Genomic DNA, 17,807 nt, shown 5'->3' with positions numbered 1-17,807 from the left:
ATGGCAAGAAAAGTGTTCTTCAGCTTTAAATATGATGACGTGCAACGCGCGATGAACGTCCGTAACAGCAATGTGATCACCGGCGTGACAAAATCAGGCTTTATAGATAAGGCTGATTTTGAGGCGGTGCAACGCCAAGGTGACAAAGCGATTAAGGCCTGGATTGACAAGCAGCTGGAAGGCACGTCAGTAACCGTGGTTTTGGTTGGCGCCAATACCCATAAAAGCAAATGGGTCAAGTACGAAATTGACCAGAGCATTGCGAGAGGCAATGGCCTTCTCACGATCGACATAAGTAAAATTTCCGACCTACAAGGAAACACTACAGATTGCTGCAACCTGCGGGTACCAGGATATGAACACTATCTATGGAACAAGCACAACGGGCGGGATAATTTAGGCAAGTGGGTGGAAGCGGCAGCGACTGCTGCAAAAAGGTAAGCGGCTGGGCGAATATCCAGCCTGAAGGTTACCCGCTCTAAAACGTCCTGCCGGCTCCGTTATCACGCAGCCAAGCTGCCGCGTGCTTCCAGCCTGGCAGCGCTTTCTCTACTTCGTTCCAGAATTCTTTCGTATGGTTTCGGTGCTTGATGTGGGCGAGTTCATGCACGACCAGATACTCGAGCACATCCCCAGGCAATGACATGACCTTCCAGTGGAAGTTGAGATTGCCCAGTTCGGAGCACGATGCCCAGCGATTTTGGAGCTCCCAAACCCGCAACCTTCCGGGACGGACACCCATCTTTGAGGCATACCGGTCAATGAGTCCTGGGAGCCGCTCATAGCCTAGTTTCCGGTACAGAGCCCGAAGAAGCTCCTCCGCCTTGGCCAGTTGGCTGCGCCTCAATACCAGTCGATCTCCTACCAGCTCTAACGGTTTCTCGGTGTCCGATCGCACATCCAAAATGCAAGGTTTGCCGGCCACATAGAATGACTCACCGGACACAAATTCACGCTTTGGTGTGTTCCGATTGAGCTCCCGCCACAGAGCCATATTTCGATAGATCCAAGGCAGTTTCTTCTCGACGACTTTGACCAGCTGTTCGTCAGAAACCGATTGTGGAGCCCGTACGCTCACCGATCCATCTCGCTCAATGAAAATGGCTACGCTCCGACGAGCGGAGCGCAGCACGGTGCAATCAACATCAGCTACCTTAAGCATCAGCTGAGAATATCAGATTGTCGGGCCTTGGCCAGTTGCACAATATCTTGAGCCAATGTCTCGAAATGCTCCACCAAAACGTCAACGCCACTGTCGACTAAGCGATCCTCAACCAGGCCCTGCAAATTCGAAACCATGACACTGTTTGCCCAGAACCCAGGGGTCGCCATTTCATCCTTGAGCATAGGCATCAAGCCATTCACCAATGACTTCATACCCGCTTTGTCGGCCGAAGTCAGCTTGATGGATTTCTCGAGCGTTTTGAGCAACATTTCGTAAAACGGAACCGCTTTGGTGTCCACACCTTCCGTAGGCGTCTTCGAGCGTCCAGACTTTGCGGTGCCAACAAGTAGTTCCAACTGCTTGGCCTGTTCGTCCCAGTTGTCCTTGTACTTCTTCAGCACCTCTTCAAGCTTTTCGGATAAGGAGCCGAACCAGGCAGGATCTTCTTCCATATGCACGGTGATGTGCTTGCGAAGCGAGTGCTCCATCTCCGACGCCTTCGCCTTCGAGGACTTGCCTTTCTTCACTTGATCCGGGAAAGCGGCAGACATCAATTCAACGGGAGGCACCTTCATGTTGATGCCTAGACTAACCAAGTGCTCGTTGATTAGTTTTTTGACCTTTTCACCAGCATTGCCAAAGCTCATCCCCTCATCCTTGAAACGCTCACGGGCCTGTGCCTTCAGCCAGGCAAAGCGCTTTGCTGGCGCAATGTAGCCGCTTGCCTTTGGGTCGGGAAGTATCGTGTTCAGTGCCTGCAAAAACAGCATCAGCAAGACGGAAAAGGTCTCGCGCTGCTGGATGTCTTCGAGCACATCCATCATCATCTCAAAGACCAGGTAGTCATCCTCTGCGCCAAGCTTTTGATTTCCCCAGTCCTCAGCCTCCGGCAACTTGTTCTCCTTGAAGAAGTAGATGAGTCGGCCATAGGTACCTTCCAGCTTGGCAAACTCCTCTTCCATGGAGTGCATGCCCTGCAAGATGTCATCCTGATCATCGCTGGCGTAGATTTTCAGTGCCTCGCGAAGGTGCTTGGTGAGCCCTACGTAGTCAACGATCAGACCGAACTTCTTACCTGGGTACGTGCGGTTCACTCGAGCAATGGCCTGCAACAGGGTGTGCTCACGCAAGGGTTTGTCGATGTACATCACCTGCTCGATAGGTGCATCGAAGCCCGTCAGGAGCATGTCGCACACGATAAGGAATGCGATCCCAGTCTCAGGCTTATCGTAGTCAAAGCGCTTGAGGAAGTTGTTTACGGCATCCAGCTCTTTAGCCCGTTTTTTGGCTTCCAGGACGCCGGCCAGCTCGTTGGTGCCATCGACCGACACAATCACGGCCGCCTTCAGGAAATTGATGCGCTTGAGGGTTTCAGCATCTGCGTCCGCACGCTTGGCATATTTGTCAGCGTACTCCTCAAGCGCTTTGGCGATGGCCCCCTCATAGCGAAGTGCTGCGATCTTCGAAACGCTCACGACTTGGGCTTTGAAGCCATCAGGCATGACATTTTCGATGTAGTGCTTCACCAGGTTCTTTGAGACTTCGGCAATCCGCGCCTCAGCCTCCAAGATATCCTCCCGGGTGCCGTATTTCTTCTTAATCGCCTCCAGCTCCTCTTCGGTACGCTCGGCGAAAAGATCATCGAATTTCTCGTCAAACTCCGACTTGTGAGACAACGCAGTGTCCGTTGTACGCCCTGTGTAGACAATGGGCAGCACTGCGCCATCTTCCTGGGCGTCTTTCAGCTTGTAGGTGTCGATGTAGTCGCCAAAGCGTTGCATCGTAGTCTGGTCGTGCCGTGCCGTTATGAGCGGCGTACCAGTGAATGCAATCTTGATGGCGTTCTTGAATGCGATAGCCAAGTTGTTGCCGAGATCTGAATACTGGGTCCGGTGGGCTTCATCAATAAAGACGATGATGCGATCGGATGAATTCACTTCGGGGAACGGTTTGAGCTTAGGCGCCGCCAACGGGATGCCTAGCGCCGACTTGACGCTCTCAGGGAGCTGCTCCGCAGCCTCACGGAACTTGTGGACCATTACCAAGTAGAGGCCTGAGTCATTGCCGGCCAGTTTTTCTCTCAACTCCTGAGAGCTACCGATGGTCGTAACTTTCTCCCCTGCCAGGTGAGCAGTCCCCCCGAGCTGATCTTCCAGGTCGGTGCGGTCATTGACCATCACCACCTTCAAATCAAACAGGTCCTTCGAGGAGCGCAGCTTCTTCACGAAGAAAACCATCGTCAGCGACTTGCCGGAGCCTTGCGTGTGCCATATAACGCCTCCGCGATTCGGTCCTTCGTTCGAGCGGATGCGGGCCAAAGCCTTGAGAATGGCGCGGTATTGTTGGTATCGGCAAACGACCTTGATGAGCTTGTCGCGCTTGGTGGCGAACAGGCAGAAATTCTGGAGCAGGTCGAGCAGCGTGGGCTTTGGGAGCATTCCCTGGATGAGAACTTCTTGAGCTCGAGGGGCTCCTCCCAGCGGCGGGGTGTAGGTCTGGTATTCGGGCGGCTCGATGGAGCGCCACGTTTGGAACTCGTCCATTTCCGCGGTGATGGAACCATACACCGCCTGGGTGCCCGTGGTGGCAATCGAGAACAGGTTGAAGTGGAACAGGCGCTCCTCGCCTTCCTTGACGCCCCCCTTGGTCGACTCATCACGGCGTTCGGAGTAGCGCAGTATTTGGCGCTTGGCTTCCTCCAGCGGCAGGCTGGTAAACGTGTTGGCCTCCTTGGCTTCAATGACCACCAGGGGTAAGCCGTTCACGAACAATACGATGTCCGGGCGGATGTGCTCCTTAGCCTGGCCTGGGGTATCGATGCGAAACTGGTTGATGGCTACGAAGTGGTTGTTGTCCGGCTTGTCGAAATCGATGAATCGAGCCTTACGCTTCACAACGCCAGCAGCAGTCTCATGGTCGAGGTCATCGATACCGGCAAGCAGCACCTCATGCACAGCCCGATTGGCTTCAACCAAAGAACCTGGGCGCGACGTGATGTGCTCAAACAAGAAATCGAGTTGAACGTCTGTTAGCCAAGGGAGCCCAGCCTCATCGAGATTGAGCGCCCGAACGGCATCGAAAAACACACTCCTGAGCGCAACCTCTTTGAAGCTGCTGCGATGGCTACTATCCGGGGAGGATGGCAGCGATTCGCCGTGATCAATGACAACCCAACCAAGGGTTGCCAGCTGGTCGAGGAATGGTTTTTCTACTTGTAGGCGTTCGGACATTGTTGCTCCCTATGGTTTGTCTTTTTGTATAGGACTAACGCTTCTTCCCGGCCCTGTCCGGAGCGACGTAGAGGTTGAACATGAATACGTGAACCGTGATTTCCCTGGAAGGGTCTTCCTTCGACTGAAAGACAAATCTCCACTCCCCGGCGGGAGCTGACAGCTCTCGAAGAAAACCGGGCCGCGTAGTTAGCGCAGGACGCACCTGCTCTTGAGTGCCAGCAAAACCGGCAACGCTCTTGTTGAACATGACCAAGGCTGCTTTACAGTCGCGCCATGTCAGGTAGTCCAGCAATTGATCAAGAGTTTCTCCAAGGAGCTTCTGACCACCCCACAGCTTGCACTCCGCCACAAACGCCGAACGGGAATCTTCTTCTATCCGGATGTCCGTTTTCCCGTATTTACGGAAAGTCTCACCGGTTGCCTTACCCTCGAAGATGACGTTGATGTGCGAAAGCATATTGTCCCGCAAGCCTTCTTCGCCAATGGCGGCATAGGTCTGTGGAGTGCCTTCAAATGACGCTCCCGCATGGCGGATGATTCTGAGGATCTCCTCATACGCTTCCGCATTGATGGCGGGCTCGGGTTTGACACCGGTAGCCGGAACTCGCGGTAGCGGGCGGCTAACCTTCTTTGCCATTTCAATGGGTTTGAAATCAGGCATGCCCGGCTTCTTCACCAAAGGAATATCGAAGACCGCTGCAAATCCATCAAGTTTTTCAAGATCCTTGCGGCGGTGCTCCACACTCTCTCGAACTTGTCGCGGAAGCTGCTCATTGAAGGTAGATACCATCTGAGCCTGCCACCCGATGTAGCCACGAATACTGCTAATTTGGGATTCCAAGGATTGTTTTAGTTGCTCAGGGCTTGTGCTGCTCGTGTTCTCCATACGGAGAATTAGAAGTGAGCGGCGAGCGTCAACCTCAGCGGAAGGCAGCACCGAGGTCCACGTATTCGGCCGCAGCTTCCAGAGATTTGCGTCCCCACTGTAGGGGTAAAAGAAGGTAAATCGAAAGCCTTTTGCCATCGTAGGCCCCGAGTGGGCTTGGACATAGTCAAACCGACCAGTTACATCGATCTGAGCCTCTTCTTTGTCCATGGTCCGCTGTTCTTCATGGAGTGTCAGCGGTGTCACTGAATACTCGGCTACGAGATGCTCTACAAGCGTATCAATTGAGGTTGCCAAAAACTGATCTCGGCGCATGCTTGCTACGGCGTTACGAGCGGTCCTAAGCTGGTTATCAAGCGACGACTGTAGGTCGCCATCGGAGAAGAGATAATTTCGCGTACTCCGCATCAGTGGTCCCCTGTGACGCGAACCGCGCCGGTAAGGAGGTCCCGCATGAGACCCTGTTTTTGAAGCTTCAACTTGGCCACTTCCTCTCTCAATGCCTCCATGTTTTCGCGAGCAGCATCCAATGCGGCCACAGTTTCTCGCTGGGCATCAAGGCTTTTAGGAATTCGGACTCGGCAACGACGCAAGCTCGTTGGGTTGATGTTTACTTGTTGTACGCCTGGAGTGGCGTATTTGCGCATTTGAAGTTGGTTTTCTTCCCACTCCAGCAGATACACCAAGTATTCGGGTAACAGTCGCTTGCTGTCCGGGCTGAGCCGAACAAGGTATGAAGCGAAGGTACATTTGGTTAGCTGACCACGCCAGAGGGACGTCCGACCAACGTGTTCCATGCTGTTTGTGCGATTGAACAAGACGTCACCAGGCTTGAGATACAGGTCCGATGGTACATCCGTAGGAGAGTATTTCAGGTCAGAGACATCAATCTCACCGCCAGACAGATTGTTCATGCGAAGCACGGGAATAGCTCCGGCCTCGGTCAGCGAACTGGAGATTCCGTACTGAACCGTAGGCATAACTTCAGCGAGCCGAACATCAGCAATCTCGGAAGTTGGCAGATGCCTACACGTCAGCAAATCGGCGGCAAGTCCTTTACGCTGCATATTGAGCTTATGAACAGTTGCATCCGTAGCCTCAATCTGCTCATCCAGTGTCGACAGCACTTCCGCGATGCTGCATTGGTCCTGCCACGGAGGTGTGGGAACCTCAATGGCCAAGAACTCTGCCTTCGAGATATTTTTCATGCTATTGCTTGTACCAGTGGCAGCATCTCGAATTTTTTTGCGAATCGGCTCCCATTGAAGGACCTGATTCAACCATTTGAAGTCGGTCCGTGTTTCTTTACGAGCGACGGTCTGCCACAGTCTGTCTGGAAGAAAAAGAGCGTTGTCTGTTTTCGGAACCAAGCCGGATTCCCCAACTAAAATTGGTGTATTCATCCGACTAATTATGATTTCGCCTTCGCGAGGACTCACCTTTGCGCGCATTACATCTTTGGGCCATATAGCCTTGTGCTCATTTGCGGCAAATTTGCCGTTTGAGACACATGAAGTTTTTAGTACGCCAATTTCGGAGCCCACTTTTTCCCGATCATCAGCATTAACGCTGACACCAGATTCAAGCTCTGCAATAAAAGTATGGAGAGGTTGAATTGACCATCCTTCTGGCAGGCGATCAAACTCACTCATAGCCCTTCTCCTTCAAGAAGGCGGTCAGCTTCACTGCCGCTGATGAACTCCTTGACTGGATGTCCTGCAACGTCACGGCATATTTTGCCCATAGTTGTTCAATCCGCCCAACTAACTGAGCCTGGTAAGCTCCTACACGTTGCTCGTAAGAACTGACTAGCGTTTTCTTCCAGCGTTCCAGAATTAGCAGTTCTGCGTCCGCATCCGAGATGGCGTCTCGAGCCTTCTCCACTAGGGCGTCACGCTTGAGTTCAATGGCTTTTACCGTCTGCTTGGCGGTTTTCAGCTCATCTTCTTTGGCCGTATGCTTGGCCATCAAGGACTCGACCTTCGAGATCTCGGCTTCCAAAGCCTTCGCTTCAGCCGGAGCCGCTTTCTTCAAGGCCTTAGCCTCGCGCGCCAGCTCTTTCTTACGAGCCCTCAGCGCATCAATAACGGCTTTGCGCAACACATCGCCGCCTTCCTCGAAGTCGTAGGTGTCGAGATCGACCTCGTCAACCTCTTCGCCTTCCCCCGGCTCCGCAGCTTCAAATTCGCCTTGCAGGCGTACGATGGTTTCTTGAGCCTTCTGCAATTCCTTCAATACGTCTGGGAACTGGGCGGCCAGGATGTCGTCTGCCGGAATCAGATCCGCATTCCAACCAGATGCGGCAACCGATTTGAAGTCAGTCGTCAGCTCGCTGGCAAACTCTGCAAAGGCTCCCCGAATCTGAAATTTGTCCAACAACCCGAAAGGCACCAAGGTGTCTTCGAGACTTTGAGCGAACTTCTTGCGCAACGGCACAAAGCTACCGAGTTTGGGCAGCTGCTTAAGGTCGCCAACATTGGCTTGCCACCAGGAGGTCAAGGCCTCTGCAAACTTCGCATTGGTGGCTTTCACCGAATCGTTCTTTTCAACCAAGAGCTTTGCTTGCGCTTTGTCGGCCTTCAGCGCCGGCACAAAGTCGCAATACGCGGCGTCCCCTGCGCGACGAGCAAACAGCTGATCACGCAAGGTGCCGTAGTTTTTCCAGTGTCCTTGGAGGTCATCAATTTCGGTCGTGGGTACGCCGCCGTGGATATGGGCGCGCACATCCTGCGGCTCAGGCCGAGGAGAGTTGTCCACATAGCGACGGATGTTCAGGTTCCAGTCTTCGGCCTTCAGGTCTGCGAAAGGAATCAATTCGGAGTAGCCCTTCACCTCAAGGCGTTCGTGATACACGTAGGCTATCTTTTCGATGTCTTCCGGGCGAAGGATAGTCTGGTTCTTGCTCTCCTTGAATTCACGGTCGGCGTTGATGAACATCACATCCTTACGGTCCTTGGTGCCAATCTTCGACAGCACCAAAACACAGGCGGGAATGCCTGTTCCGTAGAAGAGGCCAGGCGGAAGGCCAATGATGGCTTCTAGGTTGCCAGCTTCGATGATTTTCTTACGGGCCTCCTTCTCGGGGCCACCACGGAATAACACTCCGTGCGGCATCACTACAGCAGCTTTGCCATCCTGATCTAGCGTAGCTACGATGTGCTGAACGAACATCATGTCAGCCTTCTTGCCGCTTTCCGGCATGAAGGTATGGAAGCGTTCAGGGAATTGCATTTCCGCCTTGGAGTAGTTCTGCGAGAACGGCGGATTGGCTAGCACCCGCTTGAATCGCATCAGCGAACCATCATTGATGTGCTGCGGCTTGCCCAAGACATCTTCGTTGCGAATGTCTGCTGCTCGGTAGCCGTGCAAGATCATGTTCATCTTGCAGATGGCCCAGGTGGTGCCCGACAGTTCCTGGCCATACAGCGCCATACGCTGGGCGTTACCTCCGGACTCCTCGACGTATTGCCCCGATTGGATGAGCATGCCGCCGGAGCCGCAGGTGGGGTCGTAGACAGACATGCCTTCGATAGGCTCGAGCAGCTGCACCAGCAGGCGCACGACCGGTGCCGGGGTGTAGAACTCACCGCCTTTTTTGCCGGCCGAGTCAGCAAAATACTTGATGAGGTATTCGTACCCGGCGCCGAGGAGGTCGGGGAATTCGAAGTCTGCGTTGGCCAGCTTGACCGTACTGAAGTGAGTGATCAGGTCGACGATCTTGTCGTCGGGCAGAACGCGCTTCTTGTCGCCCTTGGTGTGCACGAAGTTAATTGGCTTGAGCACGCCGCTCAAGGATTCGCTGTTGTCTTCCTCGATGGCGGCCAAGGCCTTGTTCACCATCTCTCCGACGTTCTGCTTGACATGGATCAGGCCGCGGAATTGTTGGCCATTCTCGAGAGTGATGGGCTCATCGAGCTCCCAGCGTGCGCGCTCAGGCACCCAGAAGGTGTAGTGGGGACTGCGCTTGTGATTGAGCTTGGTCTCGATGACCTTTGCAGATGCACCAGACGCTTGCAGCTCTTTGAGCAAGGCTGCGCGGTCCGCCGCGAACTGGTCGGATAGCCGCTTCAGGAATAGCATCCCAAAGAGGTACTCTTTATATTCCGAGGCGTCCATATTGCCGCGGAGGATGTCACTTGCCTTCAGAAGAAAGGACTCGAGCTGCGTAAGAGTGAGCTTTTTACGATGACGACTGGCCACAGATTCTCCAACCAATTTGTTGAGGGGTATCTGTATAGCGTTATTGCTCATGCATGAACCTTTAGATTTAGCTTTTTCGGTAATCTCAGCGACATACCAAGTTGAATTTAATTAAGGTGCGTCGTCGGATGACGGTAACCCGGAGCCAGTTTTGCGTTCTCGACGCCATAGAGTGCCAGCGGATCGCTGAGCCACAGGCGGTACTGCTCGTCTTGGAGGCGGTGATCAGGCGAGCAGTCAACACTCCAACGCAGCAGCATGTAGCCTGCGACGGCCGCACGAACACGCATCCGGATCGAGCCATCCTTCATGGCGTAATCCATTCGAATGATTTCAGGACGGTTTAGGCGTGGGTGCGGGACGAATTCCAGCTCAACGATTCGTGTCCACTGGATATCATTGTCGGACCGCTCATTGGACTTCGGCTCCTCGTCGAGCAAGACAGGCGCCTCTATTCGCGTAATGACGAAGTCGCGGAACTCACCGCTCTTTCGATCGAATGCCCTCACGTGCCAGCGCAGCCCGGTGTCAACTAGGGCAAACGGTACGATGACTCGCTCAGATTCCCCGCTGCTCATCGAGTGGTAACGGATGGCCACTGGTCGCTTGGCGTGAATGGCTCGGCAAATAGGGGCCAGCACATCCATCCGGGGGCTAGTCAGCACCGAGGGGGATTCGCAAGGCAGTAGCGGTTGAGAGTCACCATTCACCCCATCACCGAAGCCCAAAGCAAGTGCCGACAAAACGCGCGGCGAGGCATGCTCGAAAACTGGAGTGAAGCTTTTGCCAATACGGTAGATCTTGCCGCTGCCATCGAACTCTATGTTTTGCGGGGCGATCTCTCTGTACAAGGCGAGGTCTCTTGTTGCACCCGCAGGAGCAATCTCGAACCGGCTTACGAGGTCCGGGCGCCCAACCTCACCAAAGAAGTAGAGCCGGAAATCGATGTAGGCCAGCCGTTCACGCTGAGCATGGCTCAGGTCATCGACACTTTGGGAGCGCACAGTTAGTGGTCCCTTAGCCACGAGAACGGGGAAAACGGCCAGAGAAGTACGCTGTTCTTATCATTATTAGCCCGCCATTATAATCAAAATGATTATATTTTGAGGCTGTTTTTGTCGAAAAGCAAGGTTTTGGCAAGCTTGCGTTAGACAGTGACCCACCGCAGTGTCGCTAGTGGGCCATGGACAGCCGGCACCCAGGCGGCCAGCGGCCGCAGCAACACCCTGACGTTAGCTCCTGCGTCCTGTAAGGGACCCGTCGATGCCACGCCCGCACCCACCTCGGCCCTGGGTGCAGAAACCGAGCATCCGCGCCCAATGAGCGCCTCAACCCCAGATCGGGTTGCAATGCCTCGGGTTGCTGGATGCCTTCTCGCTGGCGCATCATCTCAAGCTTGAGGGGCTCCTTCGACTGAGGGGCTATACAGGCTACGGAGGTCTACCATGTCTATGGCTGTGTATATACACATCAAATCGCCTAGCAATTTAATGGCGTTTTTGGCGGTCTAGTGCCTCCGCATGCTGTGGAGTACAAGTTTTGACGCTGTGGAGTACAAGTAGCAGTGCTGTGGCGTACAAGTTTTGATGCTGTGGCGTACAAGTCGTTTGGGCAGCTGTTCCCTCTGCGCCTCCCTCTGAAATCGATGTTCGGAACTATCCTGAGTTCACTGACTCGGTCATGGACGCCCTGATGTGTATATACACATCAAATCCCGTTGTCCTACCGAGTTCCATATGAGCAGCACCGAGCCAACCAAGAAGAGCGCATCTCGCCATTCCCCCACCACAGTCCAATTCGTTGCCCGGGTTCCTCGGGATCTGCATAGCAGCTTTCATAGCACGTGCCATCAGCTTGGCTTTAACGCATCGGAGGTTCTGCGCTCCCTAATGGAGAGCTTTGTGCGTATGAACCAGGCTGAGGGAAAGAATGGTTGAACTGACGAACCTCGCCCGCGCCGATAAGCTTCGAGCCCTTGCTGAAGCCACAGCACGTGCCGCCCTGAAGGCGGCCCCTGATGCGCGCGAAGAATTGCTTGAAGCCTCGAACACGCTATCGTCCCTTGCTCATACCAGTGAGCTGAGGATCAAGAAGCAAGAAGAGCCCGTCAAGATACTGCCATCGAACGCTACCCGGGACGAACTCACTTCAGCGCGAAGCCGGCAGGCGACCCGACGCGGCGCAGAAACCTACCTGCCAACGCTCTCCGATGTCGCGCAAGTGCTGCCAAATGCTTTATTGCGCTGTGCCCTGTTCTCCAGCAGTCGCAAAGTGCCGACGCTGAACGACCAGGTGCTATCCGGCGATACATCCCTGCTGGTCGTCAACAAGACAATCGCGTCATTCAACAACGTCACCGTGACGCTGAATGGGTATGAGCTTTGCCAGTTCGACCGTATCGTCTATGCGACCTGCCTCGACTACTACCGCGAGCGCCCACTTTCTCCGGAAACGGAGAACAAGCATGTCGGGACTACCTTCTACGAGTTCGCTAAGCGGATGGGCCGCTCGTACAGCGTGAGACTGCATCGCTCAATCCGTGCAAGCCTGCTACGACTGAGCTTTGCCCAGCTTCGAATCCGGCGAGATCGTCTCAATCTCGAGGTGCCAAAATTCCTCTCGGTTTCATTCGAAGACAGTGAACAAGGTGATGGGGAGTCGGCAATCGCAGGCGCTCCCTTGGGCAGCGATCGACTCTGGCTGCGGGTCAGTGAATCTGTTGCCGAGCTTTTTGGGCCGGGAGCTTGGACGGCGCTGGAACGAAAGGCGATGGATTACAGCGGGCTCCAGGGATGGCTGGCGAGTTTCTATGCGACCCACCAAGGTCCGCTGTGGCTCAGCGTGAAAAAGCTCCATGAACTGTCCGGCTATGAGTCCCGATTCAGCAACTTCCGAAAAGGACTGTGCGACGCGCTCGACAAATTGAAGGCCGACGATACGCCGCCCTCGTGCCGGATCGCGGAATATCACTTCTCAAACGACGGGACGAAGATCCAGGTTCATCGGGTAAGCTGGAAGACGGATTGAGGGCCCGGGTCTAGCTGGTCGTATTTATCAACCGCCTGAGAACGTTGATATAGAAGTCAGGGTGATGGCCAGACTCAGCCGTTGTAAGGAAACCTCATGAACGAGACTGTCCAAGGTATAGCTCCGGCGACTAGCGATGAGCCGCCGTCAATAGCGCGACGACATACCGCCTGGCTACTTCTTCTCGAGAACAGCGGAATCGATTTTCGTATCGATATCCACAGACTTGATCCCGATCGCCTTCATGCATTGCAAAAAGAACACAAAAGAGAATTTGCCGCGTGCGATCTTGTTGGAGAGGTTGGCTTCACTTTCTTCAATGCCGAGCGCAGCCAGCCGGACAGTAAGAGTCTTGTATCCGACGCCGGCGCGAGCAAGCTCCGCTCTGAGTATACGGCGAGCCTCAACTTCCCAAGTAAGCATTGATGTAGGTGACTAGAAGGAACCCGAGTCATTCTACAGCTCACGCCTATAGTGAGAAAGCTTCCCTATAGTTGCCAACAATCCATAAGTGATGTATTTTCATCATAAATGATGATTAAGTGTTACTTAGGATTATTTTTCAATATACGTGATTATTACTTTACTTCTAGCAGTTAATACCGCTTAGCCGGCTCACAGATTTTCTTATACACGCTGGCTCGCATTGAGCGACGGAATGAGGAGGCCAGTATGACTCGGATTAAGTGGACCGAGAAGAAAATCGCAGAGCGCCAAAAAGCGGGCTATGGGGACGGCTCGGGCTCAGCTTACAACCCGTGGCTTGAAGTGTTCGATCTCAGTAGCACTGGTCGCTCTCGTCGCGTCTGGAGCGCCAAGACCGGTCGCGCTCACCATCTCTTCTCCGATGTCGAACACGACATCTTCATCGCGGCCGAGTGGTCGCGTTCCGTAATTGATATCCGCGAGCAGTATCCGCTTGATCGTGAGATCACGCAAACGATCGCCCACGATCTCAAGATCCGCCACCCGCACTACCCTGGCACCCAGGTCCCGACAGTGATGACCGTTGATTTCCTATTGACGGTTCGCACCGCTGACGGGGAAGACTACATTGCGCTGAATGCCAAGCGAGACGAAGAGGCGGAGGATGAGACATCGCTGGAGAAGCTGGAAATTCAGCGCAGTTACTTTCAAGCACTAGGGATACCTCACCACCTCATCTATCACTCGCGCATACCCAAACAGAAGATCGCCAACATCTACTGGATCAGGGACGCGCAACTCAAAACTGGCGAGACCGAGCCACACGCTGGATTCTATGACCAGCTAAAAAGCCGCATGGCGGGCGAGCTGGCTTCGTATGACGCCTCGGATGCCACCCCGCTGGCAGCTTACTGTGCCTCCTTTGATACACGATACGGTGTCGAGCCAGGCACCGGACTTCGCGCCGCGCGCATGCTCATTCAAGAACGCGCACTGCTCGCAAACCTCAACTCCCCAAACTTGGCAAACGATCCCGTGGGATCCTTCCTGATGACATCCAGGGCTGGTCGACTGCGCGCGGTAGGTGGCAAGAATGCTGTTTAGTAATGACCTTTTCATGCTGGACGGGATGCAAATGCGCCTGCTCCAAGCTGACACCACAACGGACAAAGCTTGGGTCATAGCGCTGCACCCGCATGCCTGGCCTGAGTGCCTTCCGTATTCCGAGATTCGTGATCTTGAGCGTGTCTCCCCGCCGGCAACGCCTATCCATGGCCACAGCCAGGCGCGCATTCGCAGATGCGAGGCGGCATGGAAACGCCTCGATCCGCTTCTTTCTGCGCACGGAACCGCGCTCTTCGATCCGAAAACCCGAAAGCACGCCATCGCAGAACATGCGAGGAAAACAGGTTGCGCGCCGACCACTCTTTACAAGGACCTGCGCCGCTACTGGCAAAGGGGGCAAACCAAGTACGCGCTGCTTCCGGATTACGACAAGTCTGGCCGCACTGGGCCTGCTGCTGATGATGCGAGCGAGGCCTGCGCGATCACAGCTGGGCGAGGACGCAAAGCCAGAAATGGCTATGACACCTACCAGATCACCACGGCGGACACGTCATCCTTCCGTAAGGTGATTGAAAAGGAATACCTGCCAAACGCCCAGATCTCCGTCCCAGCCGCTTACCGATCATTGGTCGAACAGTACTACCGATACGCCGACGGCAACGGCGAGCTCCACGTCAATCCCTGGGGTGCTCGGCCGAGTCTGCGCCAGTTTCGTCACTTTCTGCTCAAGGCCTACGACATTGAGACACGGCTGCGCGGCCGCCAGGGGAACTCAGACTTCGAGCGGGAGCATCGAAAGCGGCTCGGAACCATCATGGCGGATTGCCAAGGTGTCGGACACTATTATGAGATCGACGCCACCATCGCGGACATCTACCTGGTGTCGAGCGAAGACGTCACCAAGATTATCGGCAAGCCGACGCTCTACCTCATCATTGATCGCAAATCTCGCCTCATCGTCGGTTTTTACTTTGGACTGGAGAATGCCAGTTGGAACGGAGCGATGCAGGCCATCCTGAGCATCGCCGAGGACAAACGCGCTCTCTGTGGACGGTACGGCGTACCTTACGCGCCCGAAGACTGGCCGGCACACCAAGTATTCCCGTCTGAGTTTCTCGCTGACCGCGGAGACATGATCTCGCACGCTAGCAGCAATGTCGCTGAAGGGCTGCATGTCACCGTCACCAACCTGCCCAGCAAGCGGCCGGACTGGAAGCCACTGGTTGAATGCGGCTTCCGACTGCTTCACAACAGCATCCAGCCCATCGCCCCCGCGTATGACCCGCCATCAAACGCCACTCGGCGCCGGGGAAAACACTACGAAAAAGACGCCTGCCTCACGCTGAGGGAATTTGGCCATCTGCTACTCAACACCATCATTGCGTACAACCATAGGGAGATGCTTGGCTACGACATGGACACCAGGGAGCTCCTGGACAACGTTCGTCCATGCCCGATTGCGCTATGGAACCACGGCATCCAGTCCCGTGCGGGCCTGCTGACACGCTACGAGGAGTCCACGGTCAGGTTCGCACTGCTGCGCAAGAAAAAGGCGATCGTCACCGACAAGGGCATCGAGTTTGAAGGCTGCTGCTACAGCTTCCCCGAGGCCATCGCACAAAAATGGTTCGAGACCGCCCGCAAACGCAGATTTTCGGTGAACGTCTCCTACGACACCCGTCTGGCCGACTCAATCTATGTTCATCCCTTGGATGGCAAGCGTGAGCCCTACGTGGCGACGCTGACGGAGCGAAGCGCCAAGTACAAGGGAATGAGCTTTGATGAAATTGCGTACTACGAATGCCTGCGTGCAGTGCTTCGCATCGATGCCGAGCACTCTCGTCTGCAAAATAGCATTGATCTTTCCACCACAACCCGTCCGGTGATGAATGCGGCTCGCGAACGCCTGAAATCAGCGCCCAAAGTGTCGCGTTCAGCCCGCCGTGCCGACATCAAGGAGGTGCGCGAGGAGGAACGCAAGCTCGAACGCAAGTCCTTGGCCAAGATTGAAGGGGGAAAGCGCAGCGAGGCGCCCGCTCCGCACCCAGAGCCGCAGAACGCCAGCCCGACAACGCCAACTCCAACGGCAGCTTCCGGCTCCCTTGCAGAGCGCATTGAAGCAGCACGCGCCCGGATGCGCTCATGACAGAACACAGCTTAGAACTACATATGCACGAAACCTCTCACATCGTCTCGGCGAAGTACACCCAGCAGTTGATTCCTCAGTTCCGCGGCAACCCGCTGATTGAAGCGCTGCCGCCAAACATGAACGACGATGCGCTTATTGACGCCCTTACGCTGATGCCCGAATTTGATCCAAGCCAGCGTCAGTGGTCGACCTCTGACCGGTTCATGATGCTCAAGAGCTTGCAGAACTTCATGATCCCGATGCAAAACCATGTCGAGTTGAGCCGGGCCATGGATTCAATGATGCGGGCCGGCTACGTCGGCCGCGCTCCAAGGACGCCAGGACACGCAAAGATATTCCAGTCGATCTACGAAAAGCAGCTTGCCGGCCTAGGATTCAGCCAGACCGCATCATCCCGAACACCTCAGATCTCGACGTCCCTGGTCGGCATTTCAGGTATGGGAAAGACGACGACCGTAAATCGATGGTGCGCTCACCTACCTAAAGTGATCTACCACGAAGAGTACAACCTCTATCAGATCCCTTACCTGCACGTCGAGATGCCGAGCGACGGTTCATCGATCAAGGGCCTTGCGCACGGCATTCTGCAAAAGATCGATGAGCTAATCCCTGGGGCCGACTATTACAGCCAGTATGCGTTAAAGGGTAAGGCAGGCGCAGACACGATCATGCGAAGCGTTGCCCGCCTGATGAATCTGCACCTGGTTGGCCTGCTTATCTGCGATGAGGTACAGAACCTGACCAATGCGACCAAAGGTGGTCAGAAGGTCATGACAGAGCTCGTGTCAGCCTGCAACGACTTAAAGGTTCCGATTCTGTTCATTGGCACGAACAAGGCATCCAAGGTCTTGGGTATCGACTTTCGGCAGTCTCGCCGCTCGAGCGGGCATGGCATCTCGCCGTGGGATCGATTGCACCCAGGGACGGCGGGGCAAGAAAGCGAGTGGGATGCTTTCCTGGACATCCTTTGGCAGTTTCAGTGGACACGCAACCCCGTCCCGCTGGATCCCATTCTCAGCAAACGCATGTACGACTGTAGCCAAGGCGTGATCGACCTGGCCATCAAGCTGTTCGCATCTGCGCAGGCACGGGCAATGCTCAATGGCACAGAACAACTGACGCCGGAGCTCATCCTCGATATCTTTGAGGACGAGTTCAAGTTGATGCATCCGATGGTAGAAGCCTTGAGCCGCGATGATCTGGAAATGCTTTGCCAGTACGACGATATCGCACCGTTGAATCTTCAGCAGCACATCGATAACGCCCACCGCAAGTTGAACCACCTGAAGTCTCCGCTTTTCAGTGTTCGGGCAACAGACAACACATTCACGCCTCGGCTTGCCGCCGGCCTGACCGCCCTGGGATTCAGTGCTGAAGAATCCAGCGAGGTGGCTGAGGCGGTAGCCCAAGCGGATTCAAGCATCAACCTTGCACAGGGCGTGAAGCAGGCGGTTTCCGCCTTGACGAGCACCCCGCCAGCCAAGCGGAAGCGACGGACAAAGGCCCAGGAGGAGCTTGCGCCCGACAGGTTCGATGATCGGCAGGAGGACTACCGGCGAGCCATCGCACATGCCCGGTCGAGAGGAGTTCCCGTCTTGGGGCAGCTACAGGAATTTGGAATGGCTCCGCTGCTCGAGGAAGTCATCGAGATCTGAC

Annotated in this window: 12 protein-coding genes; 6 read left to right on the top strand and 6 right to left on the bottom strand. The window is 54.9% G+C overall.

Going from position 1 to position 17,807, the window contains the following annotated elements:
• Positions 1-441 (top strand): TIR domain-containing protein, encoded by a 441-nt coding sequence (locus GRF61_RS11340; RefSeq protein WP_169150764.1) that lies wholly within the window; start codon positions 1-3, stop codon positions 439-441.
• Between the two features lie 37 nt (positions 442-478).
• Here GRF61_RS11340 and GRF61_RS11335 read toward each other — a convergent pair whose 3' ends face one another.
• From GRF61_RS11335 to GRF61_RS11310, 6 genes are all read right to left on the bottom strand, one after another.
• Complete coding sequence (locus tag GRF61_RS11335; RefSeq protein ID WP_169150763.1) at positions 479-1,162, bottom strand: SprT family zinc-dependent metalloprotease; 684 nt, start codon at positions 1,160-1,162, stop codon at positions 479-481.
• On the bottom strand, positions 1,162-4,395 hold the full coding sequence (locus tag GRF61_RS11330) for a type I restriction endonuclease subunit R (RefSeq protein WP_169150762.1): 3,234 nt from the start codon (positions 4,393-4,395) through the stop codon (positions 1,162-1,164). The genes GRF61_RS11335 and GRF61_RS11330 overlap by 1 nt, the downstream gene beginning before the upstream one ends.
• Before the next feature lie 34 nt (positions 4,396-4,429).
• Positions 4,430-5,494, bottom strand: coding sequence for a hypothetical protein (locus tag GRF61_RS11325; protein WP_169150761.1), 1,065 nt, complete (start codon positions 5,492-5,494; stop codon positions 4,430-4,432).
• A gap of 197 nt (positions 5,495-5,691) precedes the next feature.
• On the bottom strand, positions 5,692-6,936 hold the full coding sequence (locus tag GRF61_RS11320; RefSeq protein ID WP_169150760.1) for a restriction endonuclease subunit S: 1,245 nt from the start codon (positions 6,934-6,936) through the stop codon (positions 5,692-5,694).
• Positions 6,929-9,535 carry a class I SAM-dependent DNA methyltransferase gene (locus GRF61_RS11315; RefSeq protein ID WP_169150759.1) on the bottom strand — a complete coding sequence of 869 codons (2,607 nt, stop codon included), beginning with the start codon at positions 9,533-9,535 and terminating at the stop codon, positions 6,929-6,931. The genes GRF61_RS11320 and GRF61_RS11315 overlap by 8 nt, the downstream gene beginning before the upstream one ends.
• A gap of 56 nt (positions 9,536-9,591) precedes the next feature.
• Positions 9,592-10,488 carry a WYL domain-containing protein gene (locus GRF61_RS11310; RefSeq protein WP_169150758.1) on the bottom strand — a complete coding sequence of 299 codons (897 nt, stop codon included), beginning with the start codon at positions 10,486-10,488 and terminating at the stop codon, positions 9,592-9,594.
• Between the two features lie 925 nt (positions 10,489-11,413).
• On the opposite strand from GRF61_RS11310, the gene trfA reads away from it, so the two are divergent.
• From trfA to GRF61_RS11285, 5 genes are all read left to right on the top strand, one after another.
• Positions 11,414-12,511, top strand: coding sequence for a plasmid replication initiator TrfA (gene trfA, locus GRF61_RS11305; protein ID WP_169150757.1), 1,098 nt, complete (start codon positions 11,414-11,416; stop codon positions 12,509-12,511).
• A 96-nt stretch (positions 12,512-12,607) separates the two neighbouring features.
• On the top strand, positions 12,608-12,937 hold the full coding sequence (locus GRF61_RS11300) for a hypothetical protein (protein WP_169150756.1): 330 nt from the start codon (positions 12,608-12,610) through the stop codon (positions 12,935-12,937).
• Positions 12,938-13,183: 246 nt separating this feature from the next.
• The gene (locus GRF61_RS11295; protein ID WP_169150755.1) at positions 13,184-14,041 is read left to right on the top strand and encodes a TnsA endonuclease N-terminal domain-containing protein; all 858 of its coding nucleotides are present in this window, start codon (positions 13,184-13,186) and stop codon (positions 14,039-14,041) included.
• The gene (locus GRF61_RS11290; protein ID WP_169150754.1) at positions 14,031-16,148 is read left to right on the top strand and encodes a hypothetical protein; all 2,118 of its coding nucleotides are present in this window, start codon (positions 14,031-14,033) and stop codon (positions 16,146-16,148) included. The genes GRF61_RS11295 and GRF61_RS11290 overlap by 11 nt, the downstream gene beginning before the upstream one ends.
• Positions 16,145-17,806 (top strand): TniB family NTP-binding protein, encoded by a 1,662-nt coding sequence (locus GRF61_RS11285; protein ID WP_169150753.1) that lies wholly within the window; start codon positions 16,145-16,147, stop codon positions 17,804-17,806. Before GRF61_RS11290 ends, GRF61_RS11285 begins: the two co-directional genes overlap by 4 nt.
• The last annotated feature ends 1 nt before the right edge of the window (position 17,807 follow it).

This window comes from Azoarcus sp. TTM-91, from assembly GCF_012911025.1.
Lineage (GTDB): Bacteria > Pseudomonadota > Gammaproteobacteria > Burkholderiales > Rhodocyclaceae > Azoarcus.
This window is presented reverse-complemented; position numbering and strand designations above follow the sequence as displayed.